This window comes from Fodinibius sp. Rm-B-1B1-1 (assembly GCF_038594945.1).
In the GTDB taxonomy this organism is placed as follows: Bacteria; Bacteroidota; Rhodothermia; order Balneolales; family Balneolaceae; genus Fodinibius; species Fodinibius alkaliphilus.
This window is the reverse complement of the sequence record NZ_JBCFYD010000001.1, coordinates 17,970-34,289: the sequence shown is the minus strand read 5'-3', so window position 1 is coordinate 34,289 and position 16,320 is coordinate 17,970. Positions and strand designations below refer to the sequence as shown.

Annotated in this window: 14 protein-coding genes; 7 read left to right on the top strand and 7 right to left on the bottom strand. The window is 41.9% G+C overall.

What is annotated here, in order from left to right; translation table 11 throughout:
- Positions 1-64: 64 nt before the first annotated feature.
- The 4 genes from AAFH98_RS00155 to AAFH98_RS00140 all read left to right on the top strand — a co-directional run bounded on the left by AAFH98_RS00155 (position 65) and on the right by AAFH98_RS00140 (position 3,696).
- Positions 65-1,348: an MFS transporter gene (locus AAFH98_RS00155; RefSeq protein WP_342520634.1), complete on the top strand. Its 1,284-nt coding sequence runs from the start codon at positions 65-67 to the stop codon at positions 1,346-1,348.
- Positions 1,349-1,475: 127 nt separating this feature from the next.
- Positions 1,476-1,652 (top strand): histone H1, encoded by a 177-nt coding sequence (locus tag AAFH98_RS00150; RefSeq protein ID WP_342520633.1) that lies wholly within the window; start codon positions 1,476-1,478, stop codon positions 1,650-1,652.
- 90 nt (positions 1,653-1,742) lie between these two features.
- Complete coding sequence (locus AAFH98_RS00145) at positions 1,743-2,234, top strand: PH domain-containing protein (RefSeq protein WP_342520632.1); 492 nt, start codon at positions 1,743-1,745, stop codon at positions 2,232-2,234.
- On the top strand, positions 2,227-3,696 hold the full coding sequence (locus tag AAFH98_RS00140; RefSeq protein WP_342520631.1) for a PH domain-containing protein: 1,470 nt from the start codon (positions 2,227-2,229) through the stop codon (positions 3,694-3,696). The genes AAFH98_RS00145 and AAFH98_RS00140 overlap by 8 nt, the downstream gene beginning before the upstream one ends.
- Before the next feature lie 16 nt (positions 3,697-3,712).
- On the opposite strand, the gene AAFH98_RS00135 is transcribed toward AAFH98_RS00140, so the two are convergent.
- From AAFH98_RS00135 to AAFH98_RS00125, 3 genes are all read right to left on the bottom strand, one after another.
- On the bottom strand, positions 3,713-4,186 hold the full coding sequence (locus AAFH98_RS00135) for a hypothetical protein (protein ID WP_342520630.1): 474 nt from the start codon (positions 4,184-4,186) through the stop codon (positions 3,713-3,715).
- A 139-nt stretch (positions 4,187-4,325) separates the two neighbouring features.
- Entirely contained in the window at positions 4,326-4,715 is a 390-nt protein-coding gene (locus AAFH98_RS00130; protein ID WP_342520629.1) for a response regulator, read from the bottom strand.
- A 67-nt stretch (positions 4,716-4,782) separates the two neighbouring features.
- Positions 4,783-5,622: a ZIP family metal transporter gene (locus tag AAFH98_RS00125; RefSeq protein ID WP_342520628.1), complete on the bottom strand. Its 840-nt coding sequence runs from the start codon at positions 5,620-5,622 to the stop codon at positions 4,783-4,785.
- A gap of 300 nt (positions 5,623-5,922) precedes the next feature.
- Here AAFH98_RS00125 and gcvP point away from each other — a divergent pair, with 300 nt between their 5' ends.
- Positions 5,923-8,835: an aminomethyl-transferring glycine dehydrogenase gene (gene gcvP, locus AAFH98_RS00120; protein ID WP_342520627.1), complete on the top strand. Its 2,913-nt coding sequence runs from the start codon at positions 5,923-5,925 to the stop codon at positions 8,833-8,835.
- A 125-nt stretch (positions 8,836-8,960) separates the two neighbouring features.
- Here the strand turns inward: gcvP and AAFH98_RS00115 are convergent, their stop codons facing one another.
- Positions 8,961-9,419 (bottom strand): OsmC family protein, encoded by a 459-nt coding sequence (locus AAFH98_RS00115; protein WP_342520626.1) that lies wholly within the window; start codon positions 9,417-9,419, stop codon positions 8,961-8,963.
- 166 nt (positions 9,420-9,585) lie between these two features.
- Between AAFH98_RS00115 and AAFH98_RS00110 the strand changes: the two genes are divergently transcribed.
- Both AAFH98_RS00110 and AAFH98_RS00105 read left to right on the top strand, forming a co-directional pair.
- Positions 9,586-10,404 carry a UDP-2,3-diacylglucosamine diphosphatase gene (locus tag AAFH98_RS00110; protein WP_342520625.1) on the top strand — a complete coding sequence of 273 codons (819 nt, stop codon included), beginning with the start codon at positions 9,586-9,588 and terminating at the stop codon, positions 10,402-10,404.
- Positions 10,401-11,432, top strand: coding sequence for a glycosyltransferase family protein (locus AAFH98_RS00105; RefSeq protein ID WP_342520624.1), 1,032 nt, complete (start codon positions 10,401-10,403; stop codon positions 11,430-11,432). The genes AAFH98_RS00110 and AAFH98_RS00105 overlap by 4 nt, the downstream gene beginning before the upstream one ends.
- On the opposite strand, the gene AAFH98_RS00100 is transcribed toward AAFH98_RS00105, so the two are convergent.
- The 3 genes from AAFH98_RS00100 to AAFH98_RS00090 all read right to left on the bottom strand — a co-directional run bounded on the left by AAFH98_RS00100 (position 11,421) and on the right by AAFH98_RS00090 (position 15,778).
- Positions 11,421-11,969 carry a DinB family protein gene (locus AAFH98_RS00100; protein WP_342520623.1) on the bottom strand — a complete coding sequence of 183 codons (549 nt, stop codon included), beginning with the start codon at positions 11,967-11,969 and terminating at the stop codon, positions 11,421-11,423. The genes AAFH98_RS00105 and AAFH98_RS00100 overlap by 12 nt on opposite strands.
- Before the next feature lie 127 nt (positions 11,970-12,096).
- Positions 12,097-14,130, bottom strand: a complete 2,034-nt coding sequence (locus tag AAFH98_RS00095) for a M16 family metallopeptidase (RefSeq protein ID WP_342520622.1) — start codon at positions 14,128-14,130, stop codon at positions 12,097-12,099.
- A 109-nt stretch (positions 14,131-14,239) separates the two neighbouring features.
- Complete coding sequence (locus AAFH98_RS00090; RefSeq protein ID WP_342520621.1) at positions 14,240-15,778, bottom strand: M16 family metallopeptidase; 1,539 nt, start codon at positions 15,776-15,778, stop codon at positions 14,240-14,242.
- Positions 15,779-16,320: the final 542 nt, after the last annotated feature.

Sequence of the window (16,320 nt, the reverse complement as noted above, 5' to 3'; positions counted from 1 at the left end):
ATAACAAATTGCATTTCCGAACTATTCCATTATTATGTGAAAGAATTTGAATATAAACAGACAAATGCCGCAACAAAAAAAAGACCAACCTAAATCTCTTTTTTCGTGGGCCCTTTTTGATTGGGCAAACAGTGCATTTTTCACTGTTATACAAACCTTTGTATTTGCAACTTATTTTATGCAATCCGTTGTTCAAGATGAGACCTTAGGTAGTACGTTATGGGGCAATACTATTGGTGCAGCGGGATTAGTGATCGCATTGTCGGCTCCTTTTGTGGGAGCTATTGCTGACCAAATGGGGCGACGAAAACCGTGGATAGCATGGTTTTCGTTGCTGTGTATTATTGCTACAGCTGGATTATGGTATGTAGAACCTTCTCAAAATTTTATTTGGCTGGCATTAGTTCTGGTATTTTTAGGTACAGTAGGATCTGAATTTGCGATCATTTTTTATAATGCTATGCTGCCCGACTTGGCTTCGAAAGAGCGAATGGGTCGGTGGTCGGGGTGGGCCTGGGGCCTTGGTTACGCTGGCGGCCTTGCCTGTTTGGTGGTAGCTCTTTTTGTGTTTGTTGATGTGGAAAATCCGCCCTTTGGATTGGAAAAGGACATGGCCGAGCATGTACGAGCTACTTTCGTAATGGTTGCGGTATGGTATGGGCTCTTTGCACTTCCGTTGTTTACTTTTTCAAGTGATCGTAAAAGAACAAGTGTTGGATTAACCCAAGCAGCTAAATCAGGGTGGAAGCAACTGAAAACATCCATAGCAAACGTCCGGCAGTACAAATACATCGTCCGGTTTTTAGTTGCACGAATGATTTTTATCGATGCGCTTGCAACGGTGTTTGCCTTTGGTGGTATTTATGCAGCTGGCACATTCGAATTTAGTGAGCGTGAGGTCTTGATGTTTGGTATCGGGTTAAACGTAACAGCGGGATTAGGTGCTGTTCTTTTTGCATGGTTGGATGACAAGTTAGGAAGCCGAACCACCATGTTGGTTTCTTTGATTGGTTTGATTGTTAGTACTACAGGAGTATTACTGGTTACCAATCTTGCCTGGTTTTGGGGGTTAGGGTTAACCCTGGGCATATTTGTAGGCCCGGTACAAGCCGCCAGCAGAACATATATGGCTCGTGTTTCTCCGCCAGATCTTGAAAACCAAATGTTTGGGTTGATGGCGTTGTCGGGTAAAGTGACATCTTTTGCCGGACCATTATTGGTAGGATGGCTTACTTATATTGCCGACAGTCAGCGCATTGGGATGAGCGTAATCGTAGTATTATTTATCATCGGTTTTACGATTCTATACTTTGTGCCGGATGCTGAAGAGGCCCGTCCTGCTAAATAAGGGCCTAAGGAAAAAATAAAGCTGATTTTAATCGATAAAGTGGTAACTTAAGCTCATGTTTTTCGGATAGGGATATCCGGCAGGAGAAACTCTCCTTCAATTAAACAACAACGTAATACAAAATAATATGAGCCGATTAGACGAAATAAAAGGCATCATCACGGGTATCGAGGATGATATGGTAAAATTTTATGAAAAAGGGAATAAAGCCGCAGGTACTCGTGCCCGCAAAGGGTTGCAGGGACTGAAGAAACTGGCTCAAGAAGTTCGCCTTGAAATTCAGGATATTAAAAATAAGGGCTAATACAGCTTAAAATTTCCTATTGAAAAGCCACATTATTGTGGCTTTTTTTATATCCGGTTTTTAGGATCTAACTTTTGGATACATTTATCTATGCGTACAACACCATCGAATAAATTATCGAAAAAAGCTATCAGGGCATGGCGGGTATCGATGTCAATATTCATCTTTATCCTGGTGTTAGCCCTGTTTTTTCTCTGGGGATATTCACTCATGTCGCCAGAGTCAGAATTTGTCTCTACCTGGACACTTATTGCCATTTCCGTATTTTTGGTGATTATCACTGGTCTTATCGTCTTTTTTGTACCTGAAATTCGATGGCGGCGCTGGTCGTACGAAGTGGATAAGCACGAGATTGATCTACAAAGTGGAATATTTATTGTTACCCGAACGTTGATCCCAATAAAACGCGTACAGCATGTTGATACCCGCCAAGGCCCCATATTACGTTCGTATGACTTGGCAGATGTAACCATTTCCACTGCTGCAACAACGCATCGGATTCCCGCACTTGGTGAAGAAGTTGCCGATCAGGTGCGCGACCAAATTTCAACATTTGCCCGACTTGCCGAAGAAGATGTTTGAATTACAGCGACAACATCCGGCCGCAGCATTGGCTAATGCATTTGATATTATTCGAGCCAATTTTATAACTATCATTATTCTAATTTTTGTAGGTAGTGGTGGTAGCGAGGCCAACTTTACCCTCTCTTGGATTATTGGGACGTTTCTCTTTTTGTTGATCTGGGGGGTGATCTCTTGGTACCGATTCGAATTCAGTGTTGAGGAAGGAGAGTTGAGAATAGAACGCGGGGTGTTAGTGCGCAAGAAAATATACCTTACTTCCGATCGTATTCAGGTTATTGACATAACTGCAGGTGTAATTCAGCGGTTATTCGGGTTAGTGGCAGTAGAAGTTAAGACCGCCGGGAGTAGCTCCAAACAGGCAAAAATTAGCGCGTTAACCCGAGAAAAAGCAGAGAAATTAAAGCAATTATTGCGTAAAGAAGTTAATGGCGCGACAAAGCAAGGTGAGCAGGATGAGTCTGTTCAGCAAAGCAGAATCTATGCACTTGGCACTAAAGACTTACTTGTTGCAGCATCAACATCGGGTCGGTTTGGAGTAGCATTGTCAGTAGTAGGAGTGCTTTTTTCTCAGGTTGAACAGCTTATTTCTGAAGAACAGATGATACGTTTTGCCGAAGCGGTGATGCCCCGTACCACTGATGCCTCAATTATTGCAATGTGGATTGTAGCAATTATTGTTGTGTCCTGGATATTCTCATTTGTCAGTACGATTGTAAAATATTATGACTTCGTGGTTGAAGTTCGGGAAGATGAACTATTAATTAATCGAGGATTATTTGAACGTACACAGTTAACGATCCCTTTTAATCGTATTCAGGCTGTTCAGATTAAAGAAGAGTTATTACGCCAGCCTTTGGGTTACGCTTCATTGGTGATCGAAAGTGCAGGATATGGAGAATCAGAAGGTAATTCTACAACGCTTTTCCCTTTGCTTAGAAAGCAACAGATATATCGTTTTATTGAAGAGGTCATCCCTGATTATAATACGCAAATAACAGAAAATAGTAAGGTGCCTGCGATAGCACTACGGCGCTACCTGCTACGTATGGTGTGGGTTTCCCTGCCCGTTATTTTATTGGTTTGGGGAACCGTACCATATGGGGTATATAGCTGGTTTCTGTTAATCCCGGCACTACTATTAGGATACCAGCAGTATAAAGATGCTGAAATCGCACGTGGTGAAGATACGTTAAAACTAAGCTATCGATTGCTCAGTAAAACGACCGCTATTGTAAAGAAATACCGAATGCAAGCGTGCCAAATTCAACAAAATCCATTCCAGAAACGATTAAATGTGGGACATTTTTCTATCCATGTAGCCAGTGGTAATCAGGGACGCAACTTTACCGTCAGGGATATCGAAATTGACAAAGCCATGGATTATCGAATGTGGCTATCAAATGGACATCCCGTGGATCAAGGAAGTTCAGTTGATGAGAATGAAGTAAGTAGCCTTTAAAGATATTTGGTTAATGTTACCCGGTCATCCACCAATGATATATCAAAAGGGTGCAGGCCCCATAAATGATATGAAGCGTTAGTATCCAATAGGGCATGAGTTCACTCCACTGCTGACCTAAAATACCCGGACTTTTGATGGGTTTATCTTCTCCAATATAGGGATGTGTATCCGCAATAATACCCATCATAGATCCTACAAAAATACCGTGGGCAAATCCCCAGAGAATTCCCGCAGGCCAGTTTGGGGTTACCACCATTGCCGTAAGCAATATAACATAAAGAATGCCCCATCCAGCCCCAGCCAAAAGGTGCAGTGTGATCCCTACAACATAAATTTGGGTCTTGTTTTCAATGCCTACAAATCGGGTTCCGATGAGATAAGGAATATCTAAGTCTTGCCCGAAAAGTTTAAGAAGATAGATAAGCACGGTTAGAATTATTGCTCCGAGTAAACCCGCTACTGCAGCAACCAATAGATTCGCTTCCATAAGTCCTCTCTTTATTTTGAAGTGAAAGCAACAAATTCAAGAGTATCCCATGTTGGGATGGATCATAAGAAAGGTTATTACTCTACCGGTAAATAGCAATAAGAATTAGTAAATACCCCCTGAAATAACGGAATAGAGCTTATGAAAGCTGTTCAGAAAAAGCTTTATTGATCGATTTCTTTAGATGGCTCATTTGAATAGGTTTTACGAGATAATCGACAAAATTGGTCTTTTCAGCACGCTCAAGATTATATTGATCAGAGTTACCCGTAATGTAGATGACGTTAACATCAGATTCTTCCCTGATTTTCTGCATTGCGGTAATACCATCAACATCATCTTTAAGCTGTATATCCATTAAGATGAGGTCTGGTTCAAGCTCAAAAAAGGAGTCAATGGCATCTTGACCTGCAATAACCTTTTTAACAACTTGGTGGCCAAGTTTTTTGATCATCCGTTCTAATACCATCGAGATAATCATGTCATCTTCGACGATAAGAACTTTCTTTTCTGGTATCGATTCACCCATATCTTTAATATGCTAATTCCCTGTCCCCGAAATTTAAACTGCAAGTAATAAAATAAATTTTCAGGACTTAACCTAAGGCCACATCTAATATCATCATAACACTGAATCCTAACATAGTTCCCAGAGTGGCAATATCGGTGTTCCCGTGTAATTGGGATTCTGGAATTAGCTCTTCTACAACAACGTAAATCATAGCACCAGCCGCAAAAGCGAGGGCATAGGGTAGGAGGGGCTGGACCATCAAAACAGCAGCAGCGCCAATAACAGCCGAAATGGGTTCTACTATACCAGAGAGCTGGCCATACCAAAAACTTTTACCTACTGAGAGTCCTTCCCGACGCAGAGGCATAGAAACAGCAGTTCCTTCGGGGAAGTTTTGTATACCGATCCCTATTGCTAATGTAATTGCACCAATAACTGTTGCTCCGCCGGCCGCTTCTATTCCTGATGCCGCAGCTCCAAAAAGTACGCCGATAGCAAGTCCCTCTGGGATGTTATGCAAGGTAATAGCTAATACAAGTAGGGTGGCTCTGCGCCAAGAAGTGGGAACTCCTTCAGCTTCTTCGATAGGAGAGCCAATATGAAGGTGGGGGAGATAGGCATCACAGATACGAAGGAAAATACCCCCACTAAGGAAACCAATTACGGCAGGCAACCATTCTATCATTCCTTGGGCCGCTGCCATATCGATAGCGGGGACCAACAGTGACCAAAAGCTGGCTGCGATCATGACTCCCGCAGCAAACCCCATCATAGCATCCAATAGTTTATGGCCTACATTCTTTGTGAAAAAAACAAGAGCAGCCCCTAAAGCAGTTAAGGTGTAGGTGAACAAACCACCAAATAAGCTTTGCGTTATAGGGTTAAGAGCGTAGAACGTTTCTTTTAAAGCAACCAGATCAGTCATATGATGAGAATTATTTGTTGTAATATTATCTCCAAAAATAAACAAATGATAAGCCTAATTGAAAATAAAATTTAGCTAAGGCTAAAACATGAAAATGTTGTTATCTATGTTTCTTTTATTAGGCAGGTATTAGAAACAGAATAATGGGAATTATAAGCTGTCAATTTTTGTCAAATTTGTTTAGTTTCTGCACTTCTTAATAATTGTGTCTGAGCATGATCAAAACATATAGAAAAGCATTTATTAATAGAACGGCAGAAGCTATTCCATCTCAATAAAATCAATTAAAAACTGCGCTTGATGAGTATTAATTTTGATAAAGAACGTTTCATGCATCGCCATATTGGTCCTGATGAAACGCAGACCAATGAAATGCTTAAAGCTATTGACGCTTCTTCGCTTGATGATTTGATAGCCGAGACGATCCCTGAAGGTATTCGACTATCGAAGGAGGTTGATCTTGATGAGCCAATGAGTGAATATCGATTTTTGGAAGAGTTCAGGGAGCTGGCGGATAAAAATGAAATTTTTGATTCATTTATTGGGATGGGCTACCACGATACGCTAACCCCCAATGTGATTCTGCGAAACGTGCTCGAAAACCCTGGATGGTACACGGCATATACCCCCTACCAAGCTGAAATTGCACAGGGGCGTTTGGAAGCATTGATTAATTTCCAGACTATGGTTTCGGATTTAACAGGAAGGGAGCTGGCGAATGCCTCCCTGCTTGATGAGGGGACATCAGCCGCAGAAGCGATGTCGATGCTTTATGCAATGCGGCGCGGTGCCAAGCGGAAGAAGGCGCACACCTTTTTTGTTTCAGAGTTGTGTCATCCGCAGACCATCGATGTTGTGAAGGGGCGTGCTGAGCCGCTGGATATTGAGGTAGTGGTTGGCGATCATAATGAGCTGGATGTGACGAATGAAGAATTATTTGGAATTTTGTTGCAGTATCCGGCTACTGATGGATCTGTAGAAGATTATACGGATCTCATAGCCGCTGCAAAGGACCACAATGTACAGTCGGTGGTTGCAGCAGATCTGTTGAGTTTAACGTTGCTGACGCCACCCGGTGAAATGGGGGCAGATGTGGTGGTTGGGTCCACCCAGCGATTTGGGGTGCCCATGGGATACGGTGGACCGCATGCCGCATATTTTGCTACGCGGGAAAAATACAAGCGAAAGATTCCGGGACGTATTATTGGTGTTACGCAGGATACCGAAGAAAATCCAGTGTACCGGATGGCGTTGCAGACGCGTGAGCAACACATTCGTCGTGAAAAAGCGACATCAAATATTTGTACTGCCCAGGTGTTGTTGGCTGTTATTGCGGGTTTCTATGCTGTTTATCATGGCCCCAAGGGGTTGCGTCGCATTGCCGAACGTATCCATGGCTTGGCAAAACTAATGGACAAAGGGCTTTCAAAGCTTGGCTTTGAAGTAGCGAATGATTGCTATTTTGATACGTTGAAGGTTACTCTTGCAAATAAAGAGCAACAGGATCAGCTTCGGAAGCGAGCACGAGATCAAAAGATTAATCTACGTTATTTTGGGGATAGTGCTGTTGGTATTGCTTTTGATGAGGTAAAGGATTTAGATCATGTGAAGACTCTGCTCGATATTTTTGCTTCGCTCACAGGTGGTGATGAAATTCATGTTCAGGAATTGTCAGAATCTGTGGAAATAGATTTTCCAGAGTCGTTGAACCGCACCTCTGATTATTTAGAGCATCCGGTGTTCAACCTATATCACTCTGAGCACGAGATGCTTCGATACCTCAAGAAGCTTGAGAATAAAGATCTGTCGCTGGTTCACTCTATGATATCGCTTGGCTCATGTACCATGAAGCTGAATGCAACTTCGGAGATGATTCCGTTGACTTGGCCCAAATTTGGAAAGATACATCCGTTTGCGCCAGAGGATCAGGCGAAAGGATATCACGAACTTTTTGACGGCTTAGAGCGTCAGCTTTCGGCCATCACTGGATTTCCAGCTGTTTCGCTGCAGCCAAACTCTGGAGCACAGGGGGAATTCGCAGGATTGATGACGATTCGTGCTTATCACGGGCATCATGGAGAAGACCATCGTAATGTGACGATTGTCCCTGATTCTGCGCATGGCACCAATCCTGCCAGTGCTGTAATGGCTGGGATGGATGTCGTTGTTACCAAGTGCGATGAGCATGGAAATATCGATTTGGATGATTTGCGTAAAAAGGTGGAAGCTAATAAAGATAAGTTGGCTGCCTTGATGATTACTTATCCCTCTACGCACGGCGTATTTGAGGAAGATATTAAAGAAATCTGTCAGGTTATTCATAATAACGGTGGACTGGTTTATATGGATGGTGCCAATATGAATGCCCAGGTGGGGCTAACGAGTCCCGCTGAAATTGGGGCTGATGTTTGTCACTTAAATCTGCATAAAACATTCTGTATCCCACACGGCGGGGGTGGACCGGGAATGGGACCTATTGCAGCAACGAAAGAGTTGGCTCCGTTTCTGCCCGGAAATCCTGTTAAGAAAACAGGAGGAGAACATGGGATAAAAAGTATATCTGCAGCGCCGTGGGGCAGTGCCAGTATTTTGACGATTTCGTATGCTTACATCAAGATGATGGGGGCCGAGGGGTTAACCAAAGTGTCGGAAACTGCGATCCTAAACGCCAACTATTTGAAAGAGCAACTCAAAGATCATTATCCGATTTTATATACCGGAAAAAATGGACGTACTGCGCACGAATTTATTGTAGACCTTCGCCCCTTCAAAGAATCGGCTAATATTGGGTCGATTGACGTTGCTAAGCGCTTGATGGATTATGGATTTCATGCGCCTACGATGTCTTTTCCTGTTCCTGGTACGCTGATGATAGAGCCTACTGAAAGTGAAACCAAGGAGGAGCTTGATCGGTTTTGTGAGGCGTTGATTACAATCCGGGAAGAAATTCATGAAATCGAAGATGGCAACGCGGATCCCGAAAACAATGTTCTCAAGCATGCTCCTCATACCATGCGTGTGGCCATGGATGAAGATTGGGATCGTCCCTACAGTAGGGAAAAGGCAATATTTCCACTTGATTACTTGCGGTTCAATAAATTCTGGCCAGCTGTCAGCCGCGTAGATGATGCCTATGGCGATCGCAACCTGATGTGTAGTTGTGTTCCGGTTGATGCGTATAGTGAAGGACAGGAGCCGGCGGCAGTGGATTAAGTCATTTTTCATAGCCCACGGATTCATCCGTGGACTATGGGTAAAAAGCTCACTTAAGTGAGCTTAGAGTTTATGGATCTTAGCCTGATGATTTATCATCAGGCGATAAGTTGAAGGATGTGCCTTTATTTGTGAGTAATTGAGCTTTCTAATCTGATATCACTCGACAATGTGCGATGTACGGGACATTTTTGCGAGATGTCCAATATTTTATCGAGCTGTTCATCCGAAATATCGCCTTCTACAATCACTTCCTTTTCGATAACGTCTATGCGGCTTTTGGGATCTTCACAGTTCTGACAATCCTCATCGTGCTGTTTATTATGGCGGAGTTCCATATAGATATCATCAATATTATCCCACCCTTTGCGCCTAATATACATTTTGATAGTCATTACCGTACATGAGCCAAGCGACATCAAGAGATAGTCGTAGGGATCAGGTCCTTGATCTTTGCCGCCGTCAACATTTTCGGGTTCATCCCCTAAAAGTTCATGATTGCCCGCTGTTAGGGTCGTCGTAAAGGTTTCTTCTTTTGGGAGATGGGCGTGGACGATTTTCTTTTTATCAGAATCTTTGGCCATGATGCTAAATAGATTTAGTTAAAAGTCAGTTGGTGAATCATACAAAAGAAATAAAACAGCTTCCATGTGATGATATACAGTTAATCTAAAAGTGACAGATTCGTAATGCTCAGGTTATAGTCTGCTAATATAGGTTCATTTCATTATACCAAAAACAATGCAGGTTATGACTAACAAACGATCAGTTGACATAGTTGTTCTTTCAGACTTGCACCTTGGAACGGTGGGTTGCCATGCGGTAGAATTGGCAAAATATCTCAATTCAATAGCGCCCGAGAAGCTTATCCTTAATGGGGATATTTTTGATATCTGGAATTTTAAAAAGTATTACTGGCCCGACTCGCACATGCAGGTGGTGAAGTGTTTTCTCAGTCTGATGGCTAATGGTACTGATATCTATTATTTGACCGGTAATCATGATGAGGTAATACGCAAGGTTACAAGCTTACAGTTGGGTCCACTTTTTGTGAGAGATAAACTGGTGCTTGACCTCAATGGAGAAAAGTGTTGGTTTTTCCACGGAGATATTTTTGATATCACCATGAAACAGACCAAATGGGTGGCTAAGATAGGAGGGAAGGGATATGATTTACTGATATTGTTAAATCGTGCCGTTAACTGGCTCTTGAAAAAGATGGGGCGCGATAAGATTTCATTATCAAAACGCATTAAAGACAGTGTTAAACAGGCGGTTCGTTTTATTGATGATTTTGAGGTATCAGTAATGGATTTGGCGATACAAAATGGCTACGACTATGTGATTTGTGGTCATATCCATCAGCCCAAAATTCGTGGTTATGAAAATGATGAGGGGTTAGTAATCTATATGAATTCCGGTGATTGGGTCGAAAACCTGACTGCTCTTGAGTATGAAAATGGAGAATGGTCAATGTATAAGTATGTAGAAGATGATTTCATTGATAAAGGAAGCTCGGTGATGGTGCCTATCCGGAAACGATTTCGAAACACAGCTGTCATCCGATGAAAATACTCTACGGTATTCAGGGAACGGGGCACGGGCATATAAGTCGAGCCAAGGAATTATTGCCGGAGTTGGCGAAGTATGCTTCGGTTGATGTTATCTTAAGTGGTGGGGATAGTGCTCCAGGTATTGAGAAATTTATAGCCTATAAAAAAGATGGCCTTAGTCTCGCATACGATAATAACGGGGGGGTTTCGATGGTGAAGACACTATTCGATTTACGTCCAATTTCATTTGTCAAAGATGTTAATACAATATCGTTAAAGCAGTATGATTTTGTTGTAAGTGATTATGAACCTATTTCGGCATGGGCAGCTAAGCTTAAAAATATTCCCTGCGTGGGGCTTAGCCACCAAGCTTCATTTTTGTCTCATAAAACACCTCGACCCGTACACAGATCTGGAATTGCTGAAAGTATTTTGCAGCATTTTGCACCGGCGCAATCAGCAATTGGTTTTCATTTTAAGCGATATGATTCCTTTGTTGAACCTCCTATTATTCGTTCGCCGATCAAAAATCTTCGAGTACAGGATGGGAATCACATAACTGTTTATTTATCGGCTTTTCATCATGAAGTTTTAAAAGACATATTTGCTCCTATAGATGAAGTCGATTGGCATATTTTTTCTCCCTATTGCAAACGGGTCAATGAGCTTAGAAATATGAAGGTATATCCGATCAGTAATCAACTATTTTTGGACAGCGTAGCTTCCTGTAAGGGAGTTATTTGCAACGCTGGTTTTGAGACTTGTGCAGAGGCGATGTTTTTGGGCAAGAAGTTGATGGCTATTCCCATCCAGAATCAGTATGAACAGCAATGTAACGCTGCAGCTCTAAAAAAGATGGGGGTTATGACATTAGCTGGATTACAGGGAAATATTGATAACATACGGGCGTGGTTAGAAATGGAGCAAATTGTTTCCATCAGCGAAATAGCTGATCCAAAAGAAGTTGTAGAAAAAGTATTAAAGAAGGGGACAAAGTCTGCCTTTAAATATCGGGCACCTGAGTTGGTGGCTTCAGCTGGTTGATATTGGGATTTCGTACTTTTCTTCCAACACATTGAGGTGGTGTTTTTCGTGTCCCGCAATAATAAAAGCCAGAGCGCGTACCGAAACAGTGACATCATTGGCAGTGCCGGTCCGTTGTATTTGGTTGGGGGTAAAACTACTAAACATGCTGATATTTGCATTCCGCAGGGCATCATATTCCGTAGATAAACTTCGCAGCGAACGTTGCCCAAAGTTTGCTTCTTGCACATAGGCATCATGATCGTAGCCCGGTAATGTTGTTTGTTCTCCACGACTAATGCACAATGCGCGATAGGCCATAATACGTTCGGTATCTACCAGGTGACCAATAATCTCTTTGACGCTCCATTTTCCTTCCGCGTAACGATGGTTGGCTTGTTTATTAGTTAGCTGGCGGGTTAATGCATATACCTGTTGTCCCTGTTGGATAAGCGTTTGAATAACATTGGGCGGTTCTACCAACTTGATGTATCCATTATAAAAACTTCCGTATTCATCTTCTTGGGGGTAAACATCGTCCCAATCTGAAAGTGCCATGATTTGTTGTGTTTTTGGATTTAGGTCTAAAGAAAAAAAGTAATGAAGGTTTTGCTAAGCCCTCATAATATAAAATAAAAAAGGCCGGATTGCTCCGGCCTTTCGACGAGGAAAATGTAGAAAAAGATTATTGATTTATTTCGTGACTTTCATATACCGCCTCACCGGATTTATTACCATTTGCTATGGTTTCTTGGAGGTAAGGATAAGCCACGCCATCGACAACATGCCAATCAGAGTTTCTGTTTTCAACCGTCACCTGTTCGCCCACTTGCGGATTGAACTGTTGGTATCGAATGATATCGGGGTAATGAGTTTCAGGGTCCAATAGAAGTTCAACGTTTGAGCCGTCTACCGTTACGTTAACTTTTTCATAGCTTGTTCCATCGACTTCCTCGGTGCCCACGTATTGTGGATCGACTTCTTGGGCATTAAGGGCTATGGATAAAAAGCTGCGGTTTAGTGTACTTTTTAAATTCTTAGCCATTTGTGGAGGCAAGGGACGTTCTTGTCCGCCAGCAATCATTTTTCCTGATCCTCCTTCATACATCACTTTTATTTCTCCCATGGGACCCGAAATAGTCTGCTCAATTTCGTCGGGATAGGTGATGGTTGATGACATCGGCATTTTTTGTCCCTGCATATTCATTTCCCCGGAAAGTGAAATGCTGTTGAGTTCTGTACCGGGTTGGATGACGGCATCGGTCATTTTTGACAACCACGCATTACCTTTTTCAGCATCGCCTTCAACGACCTGCTTATTACTACTGCCGGGTTCGGGAATGCTGATATCAATTTCATTGACGTTCCCATATTTTTGCAGCTGATCTCCAATTTCTTCTTTATTTCCAACAACAAGAATTTGGAGGTTATCGGGATCCAAGTACTCTTGGGCTACAGCCTGAACGTCTTCAATCGTGGTAGCTTTTACGCCTTCAATATACTGTTCAAAGGCATTAGCGGGCAGTCCACGATACTCGTTAGACATACGTTCGCTGAGTACTTCTTCGTAACTGTCGTACTCGAAGACAGCTGAATTCAAGATCTGATCCTTCACGTCCTGAAGCTCCTGTTTTGTAATGGGCTCATTTTGCAGACGTTCGATCTGTTCAATGATGGCATCAATCGCTTCAGCAGTTGTTGAACTTTTTGTCTGTACACCAGTGTAAAATATGCCGGGGTAAAAGCTGTTCATTCCATATTGACCCGAAACAGAATAAGCCAGCCCCATTTCAGTACGAATTATTTTAAAAAGTCGGCCAGTAAATGTTGCACTGAGTACTTCGTTCATTACCTGTATCTTAGCGTAATCGGGATTGTCCCGCATACCCCCGATGTGTCCCATCAGCACAAAGCTTTGATTCACATCAGATTTTTCAGCAAAATTGATAGAATTTTTAGGCTCATAATCGACCTCTGGAAACTCTAATTGGGTTTTGTCACCAGCTGAGAGTTCGCCAAAACTATTTCGAAGCTTTTGTTTCATTTCTTCGGCATCGAAATCTCCGACAACGCCAACCTTCATATTTGATGCCGAGAAGTGTTTATCATGAAAGCTGATTAAATCTTCACGACTGATGTTGTTGATGGTCTCATATTCTGTAGTTCGGCCATAGGGCGAATCTTCGCCATAGATAATTTTTTGGAATTCACGGACTCCAATCTGTTGCGAATTATCATTACGGCGCGAAATAGAAGACTTTTGCTGTGTCTTAGCCAGCTCAATCTTGTCTTCGGGAAATGCTGGATTCGTTAAAATATCGATGTATACGGGAAGGAGATCTTCGAAATCTTCTTTTAATACATCCATGCTGGCGTTTCCGCTGGTAAACCCTATACTGGTTTCAATGCTGGCTGCCCGATTTTCGAGCATAGCATTGAGCGAATCAGCTGGATAGGTTTCGGTTCCCCCGGATCGCATAACGGTACCGGTAATCGAAGCCAGACCTGTTTTTTTATTGGGATTAAGAACGCCACCGGTACGAACACGGGTACTCACATTTATTAATGGCAGTTCCGTATCCTCAACCAGGTAAAAGGTAATCCCATTTTTGGTAGTAAAGGTCTCTACTTCGGGTTTTTGGAAATCATTGAGCTCCGGAAAGTCCATATTTTCATACGGATTGGTATCGTTTTCCGGTGACTGTTGTGAATCAGCCATCTGTTCGGTTTGCGAACAGGAAAAAGCAAAAACAGCCAAGAATAAAAATATGCTTAACCTCTTCATAATAGTAGTATTATAAGTATTCAAAATTTTTCGAAATAATTGATTAGTTATTTGCATCGGCAACCTCCCCACTGGATGAATTGTCATCTTCAGTGACGATAGCTCCTACTGTCCGGTTATCTTTTGTGAGATATTCCTTGGCTACGCGCTGGATATCATCAATAGTTACTTTATTAAGCTCTTCGATATCCGTAAACACTTTTCGCCAGTCCCCACGCAGATTTTCAGCAGAAGCCAGAGAAGAAGCTAATCCAGAATTGGAGTTAAGGCTGCGAATTAAGTTAGCACGGGCATTAGTACGGGCACGGTCAAGGGCTTCTTGCGAAATCTCCCCATCTTTAATTTTTTCAATTTCTTCCAGTATTGAAGTTTCCAACGTATCTACGCCAACATCTTGGTTAGGAATAGCCAATGTGGCAAATAGGGTTTCGTACTTTTGTCCGGGATAACCATTAAAAGCACTAACTTGCATAGCCGTCTGTTCTTCTTCAACCATTCTTTTGTAGAGGACCGAAGTACGTCCGCCAGATAATATACTGCCGAGTAGTTGCAAGGCCTTAGAATCAGGATGATCTTGTGCAACCGTATGATATCCCATGATAAAAAATGGTTGAGATTGTCCTTGAATCGTAAAGCGACGTTCGCCACGCTGATCCGGCTCTTTGGTATAAACAGGTGGAGGTTTGGGGCCTGATTTCATATCTCCAAAATATTGTTTAGCCAACTGTTTTGCTTCTTGGGGATCCACGTCACCGGCGATAGCAAAGGTAATATTATTTGGCACATAATAAGTGTTGTAAAATTTACGGGCGTCTTCCATGGTTGTAGCGGTAATATCAGAATGCCAGCCTACTGTCGGACGTCCATAGGGATGGGCCGTATAAGCAACAGCAGCAAATTCCTCGATCAGGCGACCAATAGGTTGTGATTCAGAACGCATGCGTCGTTCCTCGCGTACAACTTCTTTTTCTTTATAAAACTCACGAAAAACAGGATTTTTAAATCGGTCTGATTCCAGGCTGAACCAGAGCTCCAGTCGATTTTCTGGCAGGCTATAAAAATAGTTTGTTCGATCTTGATTGGTTGTAGCGTTCATTCCAGTACCACCGTTGCGATCAATAATTTGGGAAAATTCATTATTGACAACGTATTCACCAGCTTCTTCCTGGAGGTTTTCAAACTTAGACCAGAGCTTTTCCATCTTGGCAGAATCGGGCTGCGTACTGTATTTCTCTGCCAGCCATTCTTGATAGGTATTATCAAGCTCTTCCAGTACTTTTTGCTCTTCTTCCCAATTGGTGGTCCCTACGGTATGCGTACCTTTAAAGGCCATATGTTCAAAAATATGGGCCATGCCGGTATGTCCTACGGGTTCGTTGGCTCCTCCAACATTCACATAGGTAGCAAAACTAACAACAGGGGCAACGGGACGTTCAATAATGAGAAATGTTAACCCATTATCGAGCGTAAACTCAGTTACCTTATCTTCGAAGTCTTCTAATGATTGGGCCTGGGTAACCGGGCTAAATGACATAAAGAATATAAGTATCCCCAGAATCCAGGTACTTTTTTTAACTTTCATATGTACTCTAATTTGTGATTGATAGTTTATGATTAATGTGTAGTGGAAGAGTTTATCCCCAAAATGATTCGTAAATGAATAGTTTTTTATTTGTAAACAAAATCATAGTCCTAATTAAATATAAATCACAGAAGAATTGATGAAGGTATTCTCTGTATATATTTAATTTTTGAGTAGCATAACTTAAGTATTAAAGAAAGGCAAAAAGGGGAGTTGTTACGAGATTAATTTATAATAGCTTAGTTTAATTCGACAAAAAGTTATGGGTAAGAAAATAGTAAAATCCATAGAACCAGTATTAGAATGGTGAATAAAATAGTATTGCTAAAAAATATCTATAAAACTAATCATAGCTTTATAAATAAATGATAATAACTATTTCTTGACTTGAAATAATAGTTCCTAAGTTAATCCGATTGATCAAAAACCTCAGAGAATGCCCTCTGTAGATTTTACTTTATGTACTTGAACATAGTAACTATAGCAAGATCTATGGGACCAATATTATTTTGATGGTCATATAAGCTTGCCTGAAAGTTGAC